We start from the raw sequence: 20,652 nt of genomic DNA, 5'->3' as shown, positions 1-20,652 counted from the left end.
TTCACCCGTTCTCCGCATATGCTTTCGGAAGGGCTGTAGACATGCGACGGAACGCCGCCCGGCACGGGGCGTCCGATACGGCCGACAGCAGGCCGCACGGAACGACGTTGGGGGAAAGCCGCATGTCCCGCGCCCGCGGTGCCACCCGCACCCGTACCCGTATCGACAAGGCGACCCGTTCCCGCAGGTGGGCGTTGCGCCGCTCGGTGCTGGCGCCCGCGGCCGGGGTGGTCGCGGCGGCGACCGTCGGCGCGCTGCTGGTGTCCAACGCGCGCGGCGCGCACCACGACGACGCGCGGGGCGGCCAGGCGGAGCCCACCGCGTCCGCCGGGCGGCAGGTCGACGCGGCGCACCCGGGCCGGGTCGGCGCCTGGGAGAGCGCGATGAGCGCGGGCGGGCCCTCGTTCCGGCGGCAGACGATACGGATGGTGGTGCACACCAGCGTCGGCGGTTCCGGCCTGCGGATCAGGATCTCCGACCTGCGCAGCGGGCAGGGTCTCGCGGTGGGCGCCGCCGACGTCGCCGAGCAGTACGACGGCGGTCGCGCCGTCGCCGGCACCCACCACCGGGTGACCTTCGGCGGCTCCCGCTCCACCACCGTCGCCGCGGGCACCGAGGAGTACAGCGACGTCATCCCGATGCGGGTCGCCGCCGACCAGAACCTGCTGGTCAGCCTCTACCTGCCGGGACCGACCGGCGCCGCCACCTTCCACCGCGAGGCGTACGAGACGACGTACGTCTCCAGCGACGGTGTCGACCACGCCGCCGACGACTCCGCCGCGGGCTACGCGCGCACCCGCACCTCCTGGTACTACCTGTCCGGCCTCGACGTGGTCTCGCCGACCGCGCACGCGACCGTGGTGGCCTTCGGCGACTCGATCACCGACGGCTACCACTCGACCGCGGGCGCCAACCGGCGCTGGCCGGACCAGCTCGCCCGGCGGCTCGCCTCGGCGCCCGGCGGGCAGCGGCTCGGGGTGGTCGACGCCGGCATCGCCGGAAACCGGCTGCTCACCCAGGCGCCGGAGATCTACCGCGGCCCGAGCGGGGTGCACCGCTTCGCGGACGACGCCCTCAGCGAGCCCGGCGTCAAGGACGTCATCCTGCTCGAAGGCGTCAACGACCTGAGCAACGACCTCAACAGCGCCGGCGGCCCGCTGACCGCGCAGAACCTGATCGACGGCTACCGCACCCTCATCGCGCGCGGGCACGCCGCCGGGGTCCGGATGATCGGCGGAACGATTCTTCCCTACAGCCGGCTCAGCCCGGCGATGAACGCGATCCGCGTCCAGGTCAACCAGTGGATCAGGACCAGCGGCGCGTTCGACGCGGTGGTGGACTTCGACCGGGCCCTGCGCGACCCCTCCCACCCCGACGCGATGGCCCCCGCCTACGACTCCGGCGACCACCTGCACCCCAACGACGCGGGGATGCTGGCGATGGCCGACGCGGTCGACCTCAACGCGCTGGTCTCCTGACGGAGCCGCCGGCCGGGTCAGTACAGTGCCGGTATGGGAGCCGGAGCCGAAGAGGTGCTGCACGTCAGGGGCCGGGTGCTCGCCGGGCCCGACGACGCGGCGGTCAGGGACGAACTGTGGGTGGTCGGCGGGCGGATCACCTACCGGCGACCCGCCGCCGAGGTCACCGCGACCGCCGACGGGTGGGTGCTGCCCGGGCTGGTGGACGCGCACTGCCACGTCGGCCTCGACGCGCACGGCGCCGTGGACGAGGCGACCACCGAGAAGCAGGCGCTGACCGAGCGCGAGGCGGGCGCCCTGCTGCTGCGCGACGCCGGAACTCCCGCCGACACCCGTTGGATCGACGACCGCGAGGACCTGCCGAAGATCATCAGGGCCGGCCGGCACATCGCCCGCACCCGCCGCTACATCCGCAACTACGCCCACGAGATCGAGCCCGGGGACCTCACCGCCTACGTGCGCCGCGAGGCCCGCCGGGGCGACGGCTGGGTGAAGCTGGTCGGGGACTGGATCGACCGCGGGATCGGCGACCTGGCGCCGTGCTGGCCGAAGGACGCGCTGCGCGAGGCCATCGCGGCCGCCCACGAGGAGGGTGCCCGGGTCACCGCGCACTGCTTCGCCGAGGACTCCCTCGCCGACCTGGTGGCCGCCGGGATCGACTGCGTCGAGCACGCCACCGGGCTCACCGACGACACCATCCCGCTCTTCGCCGAGCGCGGCATCGCCATCGTGCCGACCCTGGTCAACATCGCCACCTTCCCGCAATTGGCGGCCGGCGGTGCTGCCAAGTTCCCCCGCTGGTCGGCCCACTTGGAGCGGCTGCACGCGCGCCGCCACCAGACCGTGCGGGACGCGTACGACGCCGGCATCCCGATCTACGCGGGCACCGACGCCGGCGGCAGCCTCGCCCACGGGCTGGTCGCCGGCGAGGTGGCCGAACTGGTGTGCGCCGGGCTGCCGAAGGTGGCCGCGCTGTCCGCCGCGACCTGGGGCGCCCGGCAGTGGCTGGGCCGCGCCGGCCTGGACGAGGGCGCGCCCGCCGACCTGGTGGTCTACGAGGCGGACCCGCGCGAGGACGTCCGGGTGCTGGCGGCGCCGCGCCGGGTGGTGCTGCGCGGCCGCACGGTGGCCTGAGCGGTGGTCCGAACGGCGGCGGCACGGCGCTCTGAACGACGGCGGCGGCACGCCGGTCCGAAGTACGGCGGCGGCCCGCTGGTTTGAGCAGCGGCCCGGATCGGAGCCCCGCCCAGTCTCCCGGGTGAAGCGTACAGAACGGCCGTACGCCGGGAATCGAAGAAGCGCACGGAAACCACCCTTCTGGGTGAACTGGCGCCGTGTAGCCGTCAATTCACCCTCAGTGCGTAAATATTGCCGGGTCGAGGTCCCCGGGTGCTGTCCCCAATCAGCGCGCGCCGGGGGCTCCATCCCATACGTGGGGGTTTCCCAACCGTGTACCGCACCATCAACTTCCGCCTGCCCGCACGCCGTTCGGTCGCCGTCATCGGCGCCGCCACGGCCGTTGCCGCCGGGGCCGTACTGGCCGTCGCACCGGCGGTGCAGGCGACGCCCGCGACCGCGCACGACTCCGGGGCCGCCACGGCCACGGACCTGCGTGCGGGCCTGGACGTGTCCCTGCTCGACAAGACCGTGGACGTGCCGATCAACGTCTCCCTGAACGACGTGCACGCCCCGGCCGATGCCAAGGAGACCGCGCTGACCGTCACGGTCGGCCACGGTGTCGAGGCGGGCCGGGCCGTCAACCTGCTGCGCGCCTCGGTCGCCACCGCGAACGCCACCACCAGCCGCGACAAGGCCGAGGGCGTCGCCAACATCGCCGCTGCGAACCTGCACGTCCCCGGGCTGCCGCTGCTGTCCCTGATCAAGCTGGACGCGGTGACGTCCACGGCGACCTGCCAGGTCGGCCACCGGCCGACCGCGTCCTCGCACCTGGCCGGCCTCACCGTGCTCGGCAAGCGCACCGAGCTGTCGGCGATCGGCGTCACCAAGGTCGCCGTCCCCGGCGTCGGCGAGGTGGACCTGGAACTGACCAACGCCGTCACCACCTCGAACACCGCCGCGGCCACGGCGCTGCACCTCAAGGTCGACATCGACCCGCTGAGCCTCGGCGTCGCCCACGTGACCGGGGACGTCACGCTCGCCCAGGCCACCTGCCGCACCCCGAAGGGCGACAGCGGCTCGTCCGGCGGCTCGTCGTCCGGCGGCTCCGGCAACGGCGGTACCTCCTCGGGGAGTTCCTCCAGCGGGGCGGGCAACGGCGGCTCCACCGGCGGCCACTCCTCCGGAGGTTCCTCCAACGGGGCTGGCACGGGCGGCGGTTCGAGCAGCGGCTCGTCCGGCAGCGGCGGGTCCTCCGGCTCCTCCGGCAGCGGCGGTTCGAGCGGCGGCTCCTCCGCGTCCGGCAGCTCGGGCGGTTCCGGCACCCACACCCAGACCGTCGCCGACACCGCGAGCACCGGCAACCTCGCCGAGACCGGCGCCGGCTCCAGCACGCCCTACCTCGCGGGCGGCGCCGCGGCACTGGTGGCCGCCGGCGCGCTGACCTTCGTCGTCACCAACCGCCGCCGCAGGGGGGCCGGTTCGTCCGCCGACGGCGACGCGTGACCGCCACAAGGCGGTAACAAGCGCGGGGGGCGGCACCGGCGGTGGTGCCGCCCCCCGTACTCTGTTCCTCACACCCGGGGCCGGGGGACCACCGCGCCATGGGCACTGACACGGTGGGGCAACAGGGCGGGCGGGCATGAGCGACGGGCTATTCGCGGGCAGATACGAACTCGCGGAGCTGCTCGGCTCCGGTGGCATGGCCCGGGTGCACCGCGCCCGGGACACCCGGATGGGCCGGGTGGTCGCGATCAAGACCCTGATACCGGAGTTGGCGCAGGACCCCGACGCCCGCCGCCGGTTCGCCCGCGAGGCGCACGCCGCCGGCGTGCTGAACCACCCCGGCATCGTCACCGTCCACGACCAGGACGAGTACCAGGACGGCGACACCGTCGTGCCGTACCTCGTCATGGAGTACGTACGCGGCGGCACGCTGGCCCAACTCGTCCGCGAGCAGGCCCCGTTCGAGCCGGAGCGGGCGGTGCGGATCGTCTGCGACATCCTCGACGCGCTCGCCCACGCGCACAGCCACGGCACCGTGCACCGCGACGTGAAGCCCGCCAACGTGATGGTCACCGAGGAAGGCGCCATCAAGGTCGCCGACTTCGGCATCGCCCGCGTGATGGACACCGACACCCGGCTGACCACGGTCGGCTCCTCCGTCGGCACCCCCAGCTACATGTCGCCCGAGCAGGTCAACGGCGGCGACGTGGACGCCCGCAGCGACGTCTACGCGGTCGGCTGCGTGCTCACCGAACTGCTCACCGGCAAGCCGCCGTTCCACGAGGGCACCCCGCTGAGCCTGATGTACTGGCACGTCCACGCCGAGCCGCCGGCGCCCTCCACCCGCAACCCGCGGGTGCCCGCGGAACTGGACGACCTGGCGCTGGCCGCGCTCGCGAAGGACCCCGCCGACCGCCCCGCCGACGCCGGGATCTACCGGGCCCGGCTGTGGGCCTGGCTGACCGCCGCCCGCTCCGCCACGGTGAACGGGCCGGCCACGCTGCCGCCGAGGGACTTCGGCCTGCCGCCGGCCACCGCCCCGACGAACGCGCCGACCGACGCCCCGGGAGCCGACCCGCGCGCCACCTTCGGCGTCGGCAGCGCGCTGCCCTCGCTCCCCGCCCAGGGCACGCCGCCGCGAACACCCGGCCCGTACCAGGGAGTTCCGGGCACCCCGCAGTTCCCGCAGAACCCGTCGGCGCAGCAAGGGCAGCAAGGGCAGCAGGGCTCGCAGCCCCCGCAGGCGCCCGCGCCCGCGCATCCCCCCACACCCCCGCCGCCGTCACCCGGCCCGGCCGAGCACCCCGCGTACTCGCGCAGCCCGCAGGTGCCGCTGCCCCCGCCGTACCAGCCGAGCACCCCGCCGCCGGTCAACAACGGCGCCGCGCGGCAGCAGCAGCCGCTGATGCAAGGCGGCCCGCCCATGCACGGGGGCATGCCGCCCGGGCCCGGACTCGGCTCCGTCCCCGGCCCCCGTGCCGGCATGCCGCCCGGCCCGAAGCCGACCTGGAGCGGCCGCCGCAAGATCCTCACCGCGGTGGCCGGGGTCGCCGTCGCGGGCATCACCGTCTCCGTCGTGCTGGCCACCGGCGCCCTCGGCGGCGGCACGCCCGACCCCACGCCCGACCCGCACCCGCCGACGACGGCGCCGGTCGACCAGCAGGCCGCCCTCCAGCGGCACGGCGGCAAGCAGGGCGCCGGCTACAACGGCGGCACCGAGGGCGTGGTCCGCCCCTCCGTGCAGACCGGCGGCACCGTCCAACTGGCCACCTCCTACCTCGACGACAGCCTGCTGGACCCCGCCGACACCTACGACCCCGGCGCCTGGAACATCCAGCGGCTGCTCTACCGCAACCTCGTCAGCTACGCGCCCGCGCCCGGCGACAAGGGCCGCGCGCTCCTGCCCGACCTGGCCACCACCACCGGCGACGTCAGCAGCGACGGCCTGACCTGGACCTTCCACCTGAAGAAGGGCCTGCGCTTCCAGGACGGCTCGACGATCACTTCGAAGGACGTCAAGTACGGCGTCGAGCGCAGCTTCGACCGCGACGTGCACTCCGGCGGGGCGACCTACTTCCCCGACCTGCTCGACGAGGGCCAGCACTACCCGGGGCCGTACAAGGACACCGACCCCGACAAGATGGGCCTGAAGTCGGTGGCCACCCCCGACGACAGCACCGTCGTGTTCACCCTCGCCAAGCCCTACGCCGACTTCCCGTACATCCTCGCGATGTCGGCCGGCGCCGTGGTGCCGCCCAGCGCCGACACCGACGGCGGCAAGGGCTACGAGCAGAAGCCGATGGCCAGCGGCCCCTACAAGGTGGCCGGTTACGTCAAGGGCAAGTCGCTGCACCTGGTCCGCAACACCCAGTGGGACGCGACCACCGACCCGGTCCGCTCCCAACTGCCCGCCGGGTACCAGGTGAAGTCCTACGACTCCCAGGCCGAGGTGGAGCAGGCGCTGCTCGACGGCACCGCCGACCTGGACTTCAGCGAGGTGATGTTCGACGACGAGACCGAGGCGAAGATCATCAACAGCTCGGCGCAGAAGTCGAACGTGGATCTCGCCTACACCGGGGCGACCCGCTACCTGAGCCTGCGCACCGACACCGCACCGTTCGACAACGTCTCCTGCCGCAAGGCCGTCGCGTACGCCGTGGACCGCGCCGAGGTGGAGGCCGCGCTCGGCGGCCAGTACGAAGGCGGCGAGGTCGCCACCACGATGCTGCCGCCCAGCAACGACAGCCACGACCCCAAGGCGAACCTGTACTCCAGCAGCGCCGGTGAGGCGGAGGACACGTACGCCAAGACCGAACTCAGCCAGTGCGGGATGCCGAACGGCTTCAGCACCACGCTGGTCGGCCTCTCGGGCGCCTCCAAGAGCGAGCAGGCCATGCAGGCGGTCGCCACCGCACTGGAGAAGGTCGGCATCAAGGTCACCGTCAAGACCCTGGACTCCGGCGCCTTCTACGACACCCTGCTGTCCCCGAGCAAGCTCAAGGCGGCCAAGTGGGGCATGGTGTACACCGGTTGGATCGGGGACTACCCGACCGGCGGCGGCTTCCTGCGCCAGCTCGTCGAGCCGGACTCCAGCACCAACTACTCGGGCCTGGACGACAGCAGCCTCAACGCCATGGTCGACCAGGCCGACGCGCTCACCGACCCGTCGGCCGCGACCGAGGCATGGACCAAGATCGACGCGCGGGTCATGCAGGACGCCGCGATGGTGCCGCTCGTCTACGACCGGCATCTGGTCTACCGCGGCCCGCGCCTCACCAACGTCTACCAGCAGCAGGTGATCGGCCAGATCGACCTCAGCGCGCTGGGAGTGAAGTGAGCACGGCGGACAGCGCGTTGACGAACCCGTCGGTGGTGCGGCGATCCCGCACCGCGACCCGCAGCCAGTCCGGGCCGAGGCCGGGGAAGGTGTCGCCGCGGCGCACCGCGTAGCCCGACTCCCGCAGCGCCGCGCGTACGTCGGCCGCGCCCGGTATCCGTAGCAGGAGGAACGGCGCCGCGGGCGCGTCCCCGGCCGTGCGGACCTGCGGCACCTCCCGCAGCCGCTCCACCAGGTACGCCCGGTCCGCGGTGACCTGCCGGGCCGCCTCGGCGGCCTCCGTACGGGCCCGCGCCGATACGCACGCCTCCGCCGCCGCCAGCGCGGGAGAGGAGACCGCCCACAGCGGCTGCGCCGCCGCCAACTCCGCGATCAGCTCCGGCGCCCCGAGCACGTAGCCGACCCGCAGCCCGGCCAGGCCCCACGTCTTGGTCAGGCTGCGCAGCACCACCAGCCCGGGCACCGTGTCCGCCCCGCCGGTCCCGGCCACCCCGGCCAGCGACTCCCGCTCGCCCGGCACCGCGTCCATGAACGCCTCGTCCACCACCAGCGTGCGCCCGGGCCGAGTCAACTCCCGTACCAGCACCGCCGGGTGCAGCACCGACGTGGGGTTCGTCGGATTGCCGACCACCACCAGGTCCGCGTCCGCCGGGACCCGGTGCGGATCGAGCCGGAACCCGTCCGAGGCGTCCAGCAGCACCCGCTCCACCGCGTGCCCGGCCGCCCGCAGCGCCGCCTCCGGCTCCGTGAACTGCGGGTGCACCACCACGGCACGCCGCGGCCGCAACACCCGCGCCAGCAGCACGAACGCCTCCGCCGCGCCCGCCGTCAGCAGCACCTCCGCGTCCGCCCGGCCGTGCCGCACCGCCACCGCGTGCCGGGCCGCCCGCCCGTCCGGATAGGCCGCCAGCCCTGCCAGCGTCCCCCCGATCACCTCGGCCAGCCACGCCGGCGGTGTCCCCGCCCGCACGTTCACCGCGAGGTCGACCAGGCCCTCGCCGACCTCCGCGTCGCCGTGATGCCGCAGGTCATGGCCATCGGGGTACACGTCTTGTGCTCCAGAGTGCGGAAGGGGGAATGGGACGGAAGCGCGGGCGACGGCGACCGTCGCGTGTGCCGACTTCCGCTTGGCGAGGGCGAGTTCGGCGCCGGGACCGGCCGCGAGGAGCGCCGCGGCCTCGGCGACGGACGGGGTGCCGAGCGCGCCGAGCGCGGCCTCGGACGGCGTCGGCACCGCCACGCGCGCCAGCACGGCCGGGGCGAAACCGACCACCGCCACCCCGAGTTGCTCGGCGGCTCCGGCGATCGCGGGCGCCCGCTCCTTCCCGGTGACGGTGGCCAGCACCGCCACGGAGCATTCGCCGCCCCCGCCGAGCCCGGCGCCGGTGTGCCCAACAGCCTTGTGCGGGAAGGCCGTTGATCCGTCCGGTGGGTCGGGGGAACGGTTCGCCCCGGGGTGCGGCGCCCGCGCCCACGGCAGCAGCACCGCTTCCGCCGGCGCCGCCTCCGCCAGCGCCGCCCGGATCAGGCCCAGCACCTCCGCCGCGTCCGCCGCGCCGCTCGCGCCCACGCCGACGTGGAACCGCTCGCTCATCGAGGCGGCCGGGCGGCGCAGGAGGCGACGAAGCGCCGGGCGAGGGAGGGTGCCGCGGCCCAGTGGGTGTGCAGGTAGGAGGCGTGCACGCGGTGCTGGACGAAGCCCTCGACCCGGCGTTCGGGGCGGACGAAGCCCCACGCCGGTGCCTGGCCCGCACCCGGTTCGACCCGGGTGCGGTGGAACTCGTGCCCCCGGACCCGGGTGCCGGCCGCGGCCAGCACGCTGTCGCCGACCGCGACCGCCTCGCGGTAGCCCAGCGTGAGCCGGGCGTTCATCCCGGCCTTCGCGTCGAGCACCCCGCACATCGGCCGCCCGTCCAACTCCCTTACCAGGTAGAGCAGTCCGGCGCACTCCGCGGCCAGCGGACCGGAGAAGCGGGCGACCTCGCGGCGCAGCGCACCGTTCGCGGACAGCTCGGGAGCGTACATCTCGGGGAAGCCCCCGCCGATCACGACGCCCTGGGTGCCGGCCGGCAGCGCCTCGTCGGTGAGCGGGTCGAACTCCACCACGTCGGCGCCCGCCGCGGTCAGCAGTTCCTCGTGCTCGGGGTAGGCGAAGGTGAAGGCGGCGCCGCGGGCCACCGCGACCACGGGCCGCCGGGCCGTACGCCCCGCCGCCGGTGCGTCCGCCGACGTGCCTGCCGGACGGCCGTCCGCCGCGTCCGTCACCGCGTCCGTCACCGAGCCCGTCACTGCACCCGCCACCTCGCGCGCCGGGTCCCACGCGGGGCCCGCCAGCGGGGGAGCGGTACGCGCCAGCGCCAGCAGCGCGTCCAGGTCGCAGCCGGCGGCGACCCGGTCGGCCACCGCCCGTACCCACGCCAGCGCCTCCGCGCGCCGCTCGGCCACCGGCACCAGCCCGAGGTGGCGCGCGGGCACCGCGAGCACGTCGGAGCGGCCCAGCGCGCCCAGCACCGGAATCCCGACCTCCTCCAGCGCCGCGCGCAGGATCTCCTCGTGCCGTGCCGAGCCGACCTTGTTGAGCACCACCCCGCCCAGCCGCACCCCCGGGTCGAAGGAGGCGAAGCCGTGCACCAGCGCCGCCACCGAGCGGGCCTGCGCGGACGCGTCCACCACCAGCACCACCGGCGCGGACAGCACCTTGGCGACCTGCGCGGTCGAGGCCAGCTCGCCGTGCCCGGTGGCGCCGTCGAACAGCCCCATCACGCCCTCGACCACGGCGAGCCCCGCGCCGGCCGCCCCGTGCAGGAACAGCGGCACCATCCGCTCCACCCCGCACAGGTACGGGTCGAGGTTGCGGCCCGGCCGGCCGGTGGCGAGCGCGTGGTAGCCCGGGTCGATGTAGTCGGGGCCGACCTTGTGCGGCGACACCGCGAGCCCCCGCGCGGCGAAGGCGGCCATCAGCCCGGTGGCGACCGTGGTCTTGCCGCTGCGCGAGGACGGCGCGGCGATCACGAAGCGCGGCACCGAGGCCCGGCCCGCGGCGGAGGCCGAAGGCGAATCCGTACCCGTACCCGTACCCGTACTCGTACCCGTACCCGTGGCGGAATCCGCAGCCCTGCGCGCCGTCCCGCCCGCCGCCGTACCGGCGTCCTCGCTCACCACTCGATCCCCCGCTGCCCCTTCTGCCCGGTGTCCATCGGGTGCTTGACCTTCGCCATCTCGGTCACCAGGTCCGCGTGGTCGAGCAGTTCGGCCGGTGCGTTGCGCCCGGTGACGACCACGTGCTGGCTGCCGGGACGGTCCCGCAGCACCCGCACCACCTCGTCCACCGGCACCCATCCCCAGTGCATCGGGTACGCGAACTCGTCCAGTACGTACAGCCGGTAGGTCTCCGCGGCCAGGTCCCGCTTGACCTGCTCCCAGCCCTCCCGGGCCGCCTCCTCGCTGGAGGCGAGGTCGCGCTGCACCCACGACCAGCCCTCGCCCATCTTGTGCCAGGCGACCGTGCCTCCCTCGCCCGAGGCACCCAGCACCCTCAGCGCGCGCTCCTCCCCGACCTTCCACTTCGCCGACTTGACGAACTGGAACACCCCGACCGGCCAGCCCTGGTTCCAGGCCCGCAGCGCCAGCCCGAACGCGGCCGTCGACTTGCCCTTGCCCGGACCGGTGTGCACGATCGTCAACGGCCGGTTGCGGCGCTGACGCGTCGTCAGCCCGTCCTCCGGCACCACACTCGGCTGTCCCTGCGGCATTACGCGGCCCTCCGTACGTCCTTGACCAGCGCGGACACCGTGTCGGCCCGCAACTCCTGCAGCGTCACCGCGGTGGCGCCCAACTCCCGTGCCAGCGCGCCCGCCAGGCCCAGCCGTACCGGACCGTCCTCGCAGTCCACCACCACCGACGCCGCACCGGACGCGGCCAGCAGTCGGGCCGCGCGCGCCGCCCGCGGCAGCGGCTCGGGTCCGCCGGTGGCCCGCCCGTCGGTCACCACCACCAGCAGCGGCCGCCGCGAGGGGTCCCGCAGCCGCTCCACCCGCAGCACCTCGTGCGCCCGCAGCAGCCCCGCGGCCAACGGCGTACGGCCCCCGGTCGGCAGCTTCTCCAGCCGCGCCGCGCCCGCGTCCACCGACGACGTCGGCGGCAGCGCCAACTCCGCGCCCGCGCCCCGGAACGTCACCAGGCCGACCTTGTCCCGCCGCTGGTACGCGTCCAGCAGCAGCGACAGCACCGCGCCCTTCACCGCGCCCATCCGCCGCCGCGCCGCCATCGAACCCGACGCGTCCACCACGAACAGCACGAGGTTGCCCTCCCGGCCCTCCCGCACCGCCTGCCGCAGATCCTCCCGCCGCACCACCAGGCCGCGCCCGTCGCGGCCCCGCGCCCGCTGGTGCGGCGCCGCCGCCCGTACGGTCGCCGTCAGGTGCAGGGCCGCCAGCCGGCCGTGCGGCTGCTCGGCCCCCGTGGTGCGCCCGTGCGCCGTCCGGGCCCGCGAGCGCCGCCCCGCCGCGCCCTCACCCAGCCCGGGCACGGTCAACGTCCTTGTCTTGTACGGTTCCCCGGCGGCGGACGGCGGCTGCTCGGAGGCGGCGGCGAGCGCGGAGCCGGCTCCCGCTCCCGTGTCCGCTCCCGATTCCGTGCCGGTGCCCGGGTTCGGGGCAGCGGGGTCGGACCCGCCGTCCGGAGCGGGGGAGCCGGCCGCGGGGTCCGCGCCCGGGTCGCGCTGCGGCGGCACCCCGCCACCGCCGTCGGGCCCGCCGTCGTCAGGGCCGCCGTCCGGATCGGAGCCGGGATCTGGGTCGGGCTCCGGGTCGTCCTGCAGGTCCCGGCCCTCGGCCTCGGCCCGCTCCGCCTCCTGCCGCGCCCGCTCCAGCGTCTCGTCCAGCTTCTCCTCGTCGAGGCCGGGCGCGTCGAACGGATTGCGGCGCCGCCGGTGCGGCAGCGCCAGCAGCGCGGCCTGCCGTACGTCCGGGTCCGTCACCTCCGTGCGGCCCGCCCACGCCGCCAGCGCGGTCGCGGTCCGCGCCATCACGATGTCCGCGCGCATCCCGTCCACCTCGAACGCAGCACACGTCGCCGCGATCTGCCGCAGCGCCGCGTCCCCGAGGACCACCGACGGCAGCAACTCCCGTGCGGCCGATATCCGTTCGCGCATCTCCTGCTCGTCGGCCGCCCACCGTGCCGCGAACCGCGCCGGGTCCGCGTCGTACGCCAGCCGCCGCCGTACGACCTCCACCCGCTGGTCGGTCTCGCGCGAGGCGGTGACCTCCACCGTCAGCCCGAACCGGTCGAGCAACTGCGGCCGCAGCTCGCCCTCTTCCGGGTTCATCGTGCCCACCAGCAGGAAGCGCGCCGCGTGCCGCACCGACACGCCCTCGCGCTCCACGTAACTCGCCCCCGTCGCGGCGGCGTCCAGCAGGACGTCCACGAGGTGGTCATGGAGCAGGTTGACCTCGTCGACGTACAGAATCCCCCGGTGCGCGTCGGCCAGCAGCCCGGGCTCGAACGCCTTCACCCCCTCGGCGAGGGCCCGTTCGATGTCGAGCGCGCCGACCAGCCGGTCCTCCGAGGCGCCCACCGGCAACTCGACCAGCCGCGCGGGGCGCTGTACCCCTTCCTCGTCCACCGGGTGCGGCCCGTCCGGGCAGTCCGGGTCCGGGGCGGCGGGGGCGCAGCTGAACCGGCAGCCGGGAACCACCGCGAGATCGGGCAGCAGCGAGGCGAGCGCGCGGACGGTCGTGGTTTTGGCCGTCCCCTTCTCGCCTCGGACGAGGATGCCACCCACTGATGGGTTGATCGCGTTGAGCAGCAGCCCCAACCGTAGATCCTCCTGGCCGACGATCGCCGAGAACGGATAGGGAATGCTCATGAAGTGGTCACTCCTTCGAGTGAGAAGACGTTCGATCGGTCGGAGGTGGGCTCGCACCCACCCTGCTGTGACGCGTGGGCGGGGGTGAACGCGGTCACGGCGCCCCCGGCGGCAGGAACGGCAGGCCGTCCGGCGGGCCCTGCTCGATCAGCCGCAGCAGCGCGCCGGTGTCGGCGTGCTCCTCGATCAGATCGGCCAACCGCTCCAACTGGCCTTCCCGCAGCGCCTCGAAGCGGGTGTCCGGGGCCGGCACGAACCGCCGCCCGGCCGCCGCGGCCACCCGCGTGAGGAACGCCCGCCGGAAGCCGTCGCTCTCCAGCGAGCCGTGCCAGTGCGTGCCCCACACCGCGCCGACCCGGCAGCCGTCGAGGAACGGCTCGTCGCCGCCCAGGAGTTCGGCCACCCCGTGGTGGATCTCGTAGCCGCGCACCGGCTCGCCGTACTGCGTGCCCTCCGGGCGGGCGAGGGTCTTCTCGCGGGCGAAGCGGACCCGGGCCGGCAGCAGGCCGAGGCCCGCGACCGTACCGGCCTTCGACTCCACGTCGTCCTCGATGCGTTCGGCGAGGAGTTGGAAGCCGCCGCAGACGCCGAGCACGGGGCGGCCCTCGGCGGCACGCCGGCGGACCGCGTCGGCCAGGCCCCGTTCGCGCAGCCAGGCCAGCGCGCGGACGGTGCCGCGGGTGCCGGGCAGCACCACCAGGTCGGCGTCGGCGAGTTCGTCCGGGCGATCCACGAACCGCACCACCACACCGGGCTCGGCGGCGAGCGCGTCGAGGTCGGTGAAGTTCGACATCAGTGGAAGCGCGGCCACCGCCACCCGCAACACCTCGTCGCCGTACGGCGCTTCGACCGCGGACTCGCGCACGGCTCCGCGCAGCGACACCCGCAGCCCGTCCTCCTCGTCGATGCCCAGGCCGTGGGCGAAGGGGAGCACGCCGAGGGTGGGGCGGCCGGTGAGGCCGCGCAGCATGTCCAGGCCCGGCTGGAGCAGGGACACGTCGCCGCGGAACTTGTTCACCAGGTACCCCGCGACCAGTCGCTGGTCCTCCGGCGCGAGCAGCGCCGTCGTGCCGTAGAACGACGCGAAGACGCCGCCGCGGTCGATGTCGCCGACCACCATCACCGGCAGCCCGGCGCTCCTGGCCACGGCCATGTTGACGATGTCGGTGCGGCGCAGGTTGATCTCGGCGGGGCTGCCCGCGCCCTCGCAGATCACGGCGTCATGGCCGCGGCCCAGCTCCTCCAGGCACTCCACCACGGTGCCCAGCAACTCGGCCTGCCGGCCGCCGTGGTAGCCGCGGGCGCTCAGCTCGCCGACCGGCTTGCCCAGCACCACCACCTGGCTGCTGTGTTCGCCGCCGGGCTTGAGCAGCACCGGGTTCATCAGCGCCGACGGCTCCACCCGGGCGGCCTGCGCCTGCATCGCCTGCGCCCGGCCGATCTCGGCGCCCTCCCGGGTGACGTACGAGTTGAGCGACATGTTCTGGCCCTTGAACGGCGCGACCCGCAGGCCCTGCCGGGTCAGCCACCGGCAGATCCCGGCGGTCACCACGCTCTTGCCGGTGTCCGAGCCGGTCCCGGCGACCAGCAACCCCTTCACGCCGTGCCTCCCTCGGTCGTGGCCGCGGGCGCCGCCCGGCGCGCTCCGCGTGCCGCCGACAGCAGCACCGACGCGCCCAGCGCCAGCGCGCCGACCCGGCGGGACAGCCGGACCGCGCGCCGGATGTCGGCCGGCGCGGGCGGGCGGAACCCGGCGCCCAGCACCGGGCGGTGCTCGGTGCGGCCGCCGTACGACAGGGTGCCGCCCAGCCGCAGCCGCAGCGCCCCCGCGAATGCGGCCTCGACCGGGCCCGCGTTGGGCGAGGGGTGGCGCGGCCCGTCGCGCCTCGCGGTGGCCAGTGCGGTCCGCGGATACGGTCCGGCCAGCGCGGCGAGCCCGGCGGTGAGCCGGGCGCCCGGGTAGCCGACGGCGTCGTCCAGCCGCGCGGCGGCCCACCCGAACCGCAGGTGGCGCGGGGAGCGGTGGCCGACCATCGCGTCCAGGGTGTTGGCGGCGCGGAAGCCGACCAGCCCGGGCACACCGGCCAGGCCGCCCCACACGAGCGCGCCGACCACCGCGTCCGAGGTGTTCTCCGCGACCGACTCCACGACCGCGCGGGCGATCGCGTCGGCGTCCAGCGCGGCCGGGTCCCGCCCGCACAGGTGCGGCAGCCGGGCGCGGGCGGCGGCCACGTCCCCCGCCTCCAGCGCCGCGCCGATGGTGCGGGCCTCCCGTGCGAGCGAGGTGCCGCCGAGTACGGACCAGGTGGTGGCGGCGGTCAGCGCTACGGACAGCGCAGGGCGGCCGCGCACCGCCCGCTCCGTCAGCGCGGCGGCGGCCACGGCGCCGCCGACGCACAGCGCCGCGTACGCGGTTCCGGTGCCTCGGTCGTCGCGCCACAGCCGCTTCTCCAGGGCCCCCGCGGCCCGCCCGAACCCGGCCACCGGGTGGCCGCGGCGCGGGTCGCCGATCAGGAGGTCGCCGAGGAAGCCGAGCGTGGCGCCGTATGCGAAGGCGCGGTCGGCACGGGTCATGTCCGGGTCGTCTCGGCGGCCGAACGGCCGGCGGCCTGCGTGCAGGGCATCGCGAAGTCCTCACTCAGGGTCCGCGCCCTGGCTCGACGTGACCGGCGGTGAGAGTCTCCTGGCTCCCGGATCTACGCACTCCCGGGCCTTCCAGCCGGGCGAACCGGCCGTGACCTACAGGGTCGGGAGTGCACTCCCCGGTGACAGTGGCGGGACCGCGTCGGATTCGCACCGACTTCCTCTCCTGCCGCCGTATGGCTCCCGGCAGTTCACCACGCCCGCGGAAAGCCCGTCAACCGACCCCCCGAGTGCCCCTGCCTGCGGATTCAGGGACCACCTCCCGGTGGCGGGCTGCCCGCGCCGTTCTCCCCCAGAGCTTCGGCTGGGAGGTACCCCCACGCGGCCCTTGGGTAGCTGCGGCTTCCTCCGCGAAAAGAGCGCCACAAACCCAGGCGAGGCTCTGGGCGGAGAACTCCGCGAGCAGCAGGCCACCGGCCTGCGCGTCCCCGAAGGGGCGCGGGGAACTGCGCGACAAGCCACCGTGGACCGCGAGATGAACGTCGACCGCAAGGGGCAGGGCCTGGGGGCGCCAGGGGAGGGAGCCGCACTCACGTAGGGCGCGGCCCCCCGCAGGGCTACCCGGCGATGAGGTGGATTCCGTAGGCGACGGCGGCAGCACATGCGGCGAAACAGACATACGCACCGGTGCGGGTGAGCACCGCGGTGCCGCCGGTACCGCCCCGCCGGGACAACCCGACGATCCCGAGCGTGAAGACGCCCACGAGGCCGACCGTGGACAGGAGGGTGACGGCGAAGACCGTGCCGAGCGCGTGCCAGTCGATGCTCATGACGTGCCCTTTCAGACCGTGGTGGGAGTGGAGGCGGCAGGCGGCACGACGGCGGGGATCACCGGGCCGGCGGGCGGCACGTCGGGGGAGGGGGTGTGCGCGGGAGGCGCGGGAACGGCGGGAGCCGCCGTGGTGTCGGCGACGGTCACCGGGACGATCTGGACGGCCGGTACGGCCGGGGCGGATATGGGGGCGGGCGCCTCCGCGGCCGCAGCCTCCTGCGTCGTGGCCACCGCACCCACGGGCTCGTTGACGTTCGCGTGCGTGACCGGCTTGCGGCGGGCCGCCGTACGGACCACCACGCACACCGCGAGGCCGAGCACCCCGACCGTGGTGACACCCCAGGTGCCGCGGTCGGCGAGGTAGGCGGCGCCGCCCGCGACCAGGCCGGCCGCCGGCAGGGTCAGCCCCCAGGCGGCGACCATCCGCCCGGCGGTGCCCCAGCGGACCACCGCCCCGGTGCGGCCGAGCCCGGCGCCCAGTACCGACCCGGTGCAGACCTGGGTGGTGGACAGCGCGAAGCCGAGGTGGGAGGAGGCGAGGATGGTCGCCGCGGCGCCGGTCTGCGCCGCGAAACCCTGCTGCGGCTGGATGTCGGTGATGCCGCGGCCGACGGTGCGGATGATCCGCCAGCCGCCGATGTAGGTGCCGAGCGCTATGGCGGTGCCGGCGGAGCAGATGACCCACAGCGGCGGGTTGGAGCCGGGGGCCAGCGAGCCGCCGGCGATGAGCGTGAGGGTGATGACGCCCATGGTCTTCTGGGCGTCGTTGGTGCCGTGCGCGAGCGAGACGAGCCCGGCGGAGGCGATCTGCCCGGCCCGGTAGCCGCGCGAGGTGGCTGCGGGATCGGCGTTACGGCCGAGCCGGTAGGTGAGCCGGGTGGCGAGCATCGAGGCGAGTCCGGCCACGACGGGCGCGGCGACCGCCGGGATGATCACCTTGGTGACGACCGCGTCACCATTGACGCCGTGGGCGCCGACCGAGACGAGGGTGGCGCCGATCAGTCCGCCGAAGAGGGCGTGCGAGGAGCTGGAGGGGAGCCCGGCCAGCCAGGTCACCAGGTTCCACACGATCGCGCCGACCAGCGCGGCGAAGATCATCGCGGGTCTGATTCCGGCCGACTCGTCGACGATCCCGCCGGAGATCGTCTTGGCGACCTCCACCGACAGGAAGGCGCCGACCAGGTTGAGTACGGCTGACATTCCCACCGCGACGCGGGGGCCGAGCGCACCGGTCGAGATGGTGGTGGCCATCGCGTTGGCGGTGTCGTGGAAGCCGTTGGTGAAGTCGAAGACGAGAGCGGTGGCGATCACGAGTCCGATCAGGAGCGTGATGTGTTCCATGGGCCCAGCAATCGTTCGGTCGGGCAGGGGCGAGGCGAACGTACGGATCATTCATGAACGGAAGGTGAACTCGCGGCGGACTCGCGGTGCCGACATGAATCATCGGTGAACGGAGGGGGATCGGGAAGAGGTCGGCGCAGATACGCACAGCTTCACCCCAGCTCGTCCTGCGATCCCTTACCGCAGCGAAGCGAGCCTCGATCAGTGCCCGGACAGCCGGTCCGCCCAGCGCGCCACCGGGTCCGTGGCGGCGCTGCGCCCCCGCGCCTCGCGCCGGTCCGCACCACGGTAGGCCGCGTAGATCCCGCGCACCGCCGCCCATCTGAGCGGCTCCGGCTCCCAGCGCCGCACCCGGTGCCCCACCCACGGCAGCGCGGTCAGCCCGGTGGGCCCGCCCTGTCCGCAGTCCAGCAGCACCAGGTCCCGCAGGGTGCGCGCGGCCAGGTTCGACGTCGCCACCCCGCTGCCGACGTACCCGCCCGCCCAGCCGGTCCCCGTCGTACGGTCCAGGTGCACGCCCGCGCACCAGTCCCGCGGCACCCCCAGCATGCCCGACCAGGCGTGATCGACCGCGACCCCGGCCGCCGCCGGGAACATCCGGACCAGGATCTCCCGCAGCGCGGCCACCGTCGCCGCCGACGTGCTCCCGTCGCTGTCGGTCCGCGACCCGAACCGGTACGGCACCCCGCGCCCGCCCAGCGCGATCCGGCCGTCGGCGGTGCGCTGCGCGTACACGTACGCGTGCGCCATGTCGCCGAGCACCTCCCGGCCCTCCCAGCCGATCGTCGCCCACACCGGCTCGGGCAGCGGCTCGGTCGCGATCATCGAGGAGTTCATCGGCAGCCAGGTCCGCCGCTGCCCGCGCAGGCCCGCGGTGAAGCCCTCGGTGCAGCGCAGCACGTACCGCGCCCGGACCGTCCCGTACGGGGTCGCCACCCGCCCCGGGTGGATCGCGGTCACCGCGGTGCCCTCGTGCACGGTCACGCCCAGCCGCTCCACCACGGCGGCCAGCCCCCGCACCAGCTTCGCCGGGTGCACCCGCGCGCCGTACGGGGTCCAGGTGCCGCCGACCGCGCCGGCCACCCGCACCCGCTCTGCCGTCTCGGCCGCCCCCAGCAGCAGCCGGTCCTTCTCCCCGAACGAGACCTCCGCCTCGTGGTACGCCTTCAGACGCGCCGACTGGGCGGGGGAGTAGGCCACTTCGAGTACTCCACCGTGGTGGATGTCGGCCTCGATCCCCTCCCGACCGGCGACCCGGACCACCTCGCCGACGGTGTCGTTCATCGCCTGCTGGAGCGACAGCGCGGCCCGGTGGCCGTGCAGCGCCGCGTAGCGGTCCCGGCCCGCCACGCCGTTGTAGAGCCACCCGCCGTTGCGGCCCGAGGCGCCGTACCCGCAGAACCGGGCCTCCAGCACGGTGATCCGCAAGGAGGGCGCCGCCTTCTTCAGGTAGTACGCCGTCCACAGCCCGGTGTAGCCGCCGCCCACGATCACCACGTCGGCGTCCGCGTCGCCGGGAAGCGGCCCGCGCGGCACCGGAACGCCCGTGTCCGCGTACCAGAACGAGATGCCGCCGTTGACCGTGCCCATGAGGTTCCCGCGATTCCGTGATTCCGTGTCGGCTCACGTGTGCCCGGCGCGCCGCCCGGGCACGCCGTGGGTGGTGTGGGGACGCTACTGCCGGTCCGGGGGGCTCGGCAACGGTCCGCGGCACCCTCGAACCGTCATGCGCGGCACCAACGGCAGTAAGGGGCACCCTGTGCACAACGCGGAACAGAAGACCTGGTCGGACGTGGTCGACGCGGCCCGCCGCACCGTCGCCGACGGCCTGGTGGTCGGCACCTCCGGCAACGTCTCCGCCCTCGTCGGCGACGACCTGGTGCTCGTCACCCCGACCGGTGTGCCGTACCACCGGCTCGGCCCCGACGACGTGGTCGGCGTCGACCTCGCCACCGGGCGGCAGGTGCGCGGGCTGCTCCGGCCCACCAGCGAACTCCCGCTGCACCTCGCGGTCTACCGCGGCACCTCCGCGCGGGCGATCGTGCACACGCACGCGCCGCACGCCACCGCGGTCTCCACGCTGGTCGCCGAGCTGCCCGCGATCCACTACATGGCCGCGGAGCTCGGGGGGCCGGTGCGGGTCGCGGACTACGCCCTCTACGGCACACCCGAGCTGGCCGACGCCGTTCTCCACGCGCTGCGCGGCGACCGCGGGGCCTGCATCATGCGCAACCACGGGATGATCAGTCTCGGCGACACCCTCGACCGCGCGTACGACCGCGGGGCGCAACTGGAGTGGATGTGCCGGGTGTGGCTCGCCGCCGCCTCCACCGGCGGCACCCCCGCGACCCTTTCCCCCGCCGAACTGGCCGCCGCGGCCACCAAGTTCACGGGTTACGGTCAGCCCTGACCCCCCGGGTGCCCCCGTCCCGTCCGCCCCGGGACCACCCCTCGGTGAAGGGTCCCCGCGCCGTTCCCCGCGCCCCCATGACGGTGCCCCTTGCGGTCGTCCTCCACCTCGCGGTATGCACCGTGGTCGCGCGCGCAGTTCCCCGCGCCCCTGAACAACTGCGGCTCCTTCCGCGGAAGGACG

At 74.8% G+C, this 20,652-nt stretch carries 14 protein-coding genes and 1 riboswitch; of the genes, 5 read left to right on the top strand and 9 right to left on the bottom strand.

Translation table 11 applies throughout. The features are described 5' to 3' along the window. The first annotated feature begins 122 nt into the window (after window positions 1–122). From OG370_RS09825 to OG370_RS09810, 4 genes are all read left to right on the top strand, one after another. Window positions 123–1,478, top strand: coding sequence for an SGNH/GDSL hydrolase family protein (locus OG370_RS09825; protein WP_328462649.1), 1,356 nt, complete (start codon window positions 123–125; stop codon window positions 1,476–1,478). A 33-nt stretch (window positions 1,479–1,511) separates the two neighbouring features. Then, complete coding sequence (locus tag OG370_RS09820; protein WP_328462648.1) at window positions 1,512–2,612, top strand: amidohydrolase family protein; 1,101 nt, start codon at window positions 1,512–1,514, stop codon at window positions 2,610–2,612. Between the two features lie 315 nt (window positions 2,613–2,927). Continuing rightward, window positions 2,928–4,100, top strand: coding sequence for an SCO1860 family LAETG-anchored protein (locus OG370_RS09815; protein WP_328462646.1), 1,173 nt, complete (start codon window positions 2,928–2,930; stop codon window positions 4,098–4,100). 136 nt (window positions 4,101–4,236) lie between these two features. Further along, entirely contained in the window at window positions 4,237–7,437 is a 3,201-nt protein-coding gene (locus OG370_RS09810) for an ABC transporter substrate-binding protein (protein ID WP_328462644.1), read from the top strand. Here OG370_RS09810 and cobC read toward each other — a convergent pair. The 9 genes from cobC to OG370_RS09765 all read right to left on the bottom strand — a co-directional run bounded on the left by cobC (window position 7,415) and on the right by OG370_RS09765 (window position 19,649). Then, window positions 7,415–9,031 (bottom strand): Rv2231c family pyridoxal phosphate-dependent protein CobC, encoded by a 1,617-nt coding sequence (gene cobC / locus OG370_RS09805; protein ID WP_328462641.1) that lies wholly within the window; start codon window positions 9,029–9,031, stop codon window positions 7,415–7,417. The genes OG370_RS09810 and cobC overlap by 23 nt on opposite strands. After that, on the bottom strand, window positions 9,028–10,461 hold the full coding sequence (locus OG370_RS09800) for a cobyrinate a,c-diamide synthase (protein ID WP_328473948.1): 1,434 nt from the start codon (window positions 10,459–10,461) through the stop codon (window positions 9,028–9,030). Before OG370_RS09800 ends, cobC begins: the two co-directional genes overlap by 4 nt. Window positions 10,462–10,592: 131 nt before the next feature. Further along, window positions 10,593–11,189, bottom strand: a complete 597-nt coding sequence (cobO, locus tag OG370_RS09795; protein WP_328462639.1) for a cob(I)yrinic acid a,c-diamide adenosyltransferase — start codon at window positions 11,187–11,189, stop codon at window positions 10,593–10,595. Next, window positions 11,189–13,303 (bottom strand): putative cobaltochelatase, encoded by a 2,115-nt coding sequence (locus OG370_RS09790; protein WP_328462637.1) that lies wholly within the window; start codon window positions 13,301–13,303, stop codon window positions 11,189–11,191. Before OG370_RS09790 ends, cobO begins: the two co-directional genes overlap by 1 nt. Before the next feature lie 94 nt (window positions 13,304–13,397). Continuing rightward, the gene (locus tag OG370_RS09785) at window positions 13,398–14,903 is read right to left on the bottom strand and encodes a cobyric acid synthase (RefSeq protein WP_328462635.1); all 1,506 of its coding nucleotides are present in this window, start codon (window positions 14,901–14,903) and stop codon (window positions 13,398–13,400) included. Continuing rightward, on the bottom strand, window positions 14,900–15,877 hold the full coding sequence (locus OG370_RS09780; protein WP_328462633.1) for a cobalamin biosynthesis protein: 978 nt from the start codon (window positions 15,875–15,877) through the stop codon (window positions 14,900–14,902). The genes OG370_RS09785 and OG370_RS09780 overlap by 4 nt, the downstream gene beginning before the upstream one ends. A 102-nt stretch (window positions 15,878–15,979) precedes the next feature. Next, window positions 15,980–16,110: riboswitch (cobalamin riboswitch) on the bottom strand. A 393-nt stretch (window positions 16,111–16,503) separates the two neighbouring features. Further along, the gene (locus OG370_RS09775; protein ID WP_328462631.1) at window positions 16,504–16,716 is read right to left on the bottom strand and encodes a hypothetical protein; all 213 of its coding nucleotides are present in this window, start codon (window positions 16,714–16,716) and stop codon (window positions 16,504–16,506) included. Window positions 16,717–16,727: 11 nt separating this feature from the next. Beyond that, window positions 16,728–18,059 carry an inorganic phosphate transporter gene (locus OG370_RS09770; RefSeq protein WP_328462629.1) on the bottom strand — a complete coding sequence of 444 codons (1,332 nt, stop codon included), beginning with the start codon at window positions 18,057–18,059 and terminating at the stop codon, window positions 16,728–16,730. A gap of 201 nt (window positions 18,060–18,260) precedes the next feature. After that, window positions 18,261–19,649: an NAD(P)/FAD-dependent oxidoreductase gene (locus tag OG370_RS09765; protein ID WP_328462627.1), complete on the bottom strand. Its 1,389-nt coding sequence runs from the start codon at window positions 19,647–19,649 to the stop codon at window positions 18,261–18,263. 136 nt (window positions 19,650–19,785) lie between these two features. Between OG370_RS09765 and OG370_RS09760 the strand changes: the two genes are divergently transcribed. Next, window positions 19,786–20,469 (top strand): class II aldolase/adducin family protein, encoded by a 684-nt coding sequence (locus OG370_RS09760; protein ID WP_443060641.1) that lies wholly within the window; start codon window positions 19,786–19,788, stop codon window positions 20,467–20,469. The last annotated feature ends 183 nt before the right edge of the window (window positions 20,470–20,652 follow it).

The organism is Streptomyces sp. NBC_00448, from assembly GCF_036014115.1.
Taxonomy (GTDB): Bacteria; Actinomycetota; Actinomycetes; order Streptomycetales; family Streptomycetaceae; genus Actinacidiphila.
Note: the sequence above shows the minus strand (reverse complement) of the source record. Positions and strands in the feature narration are given on the sequence as shown.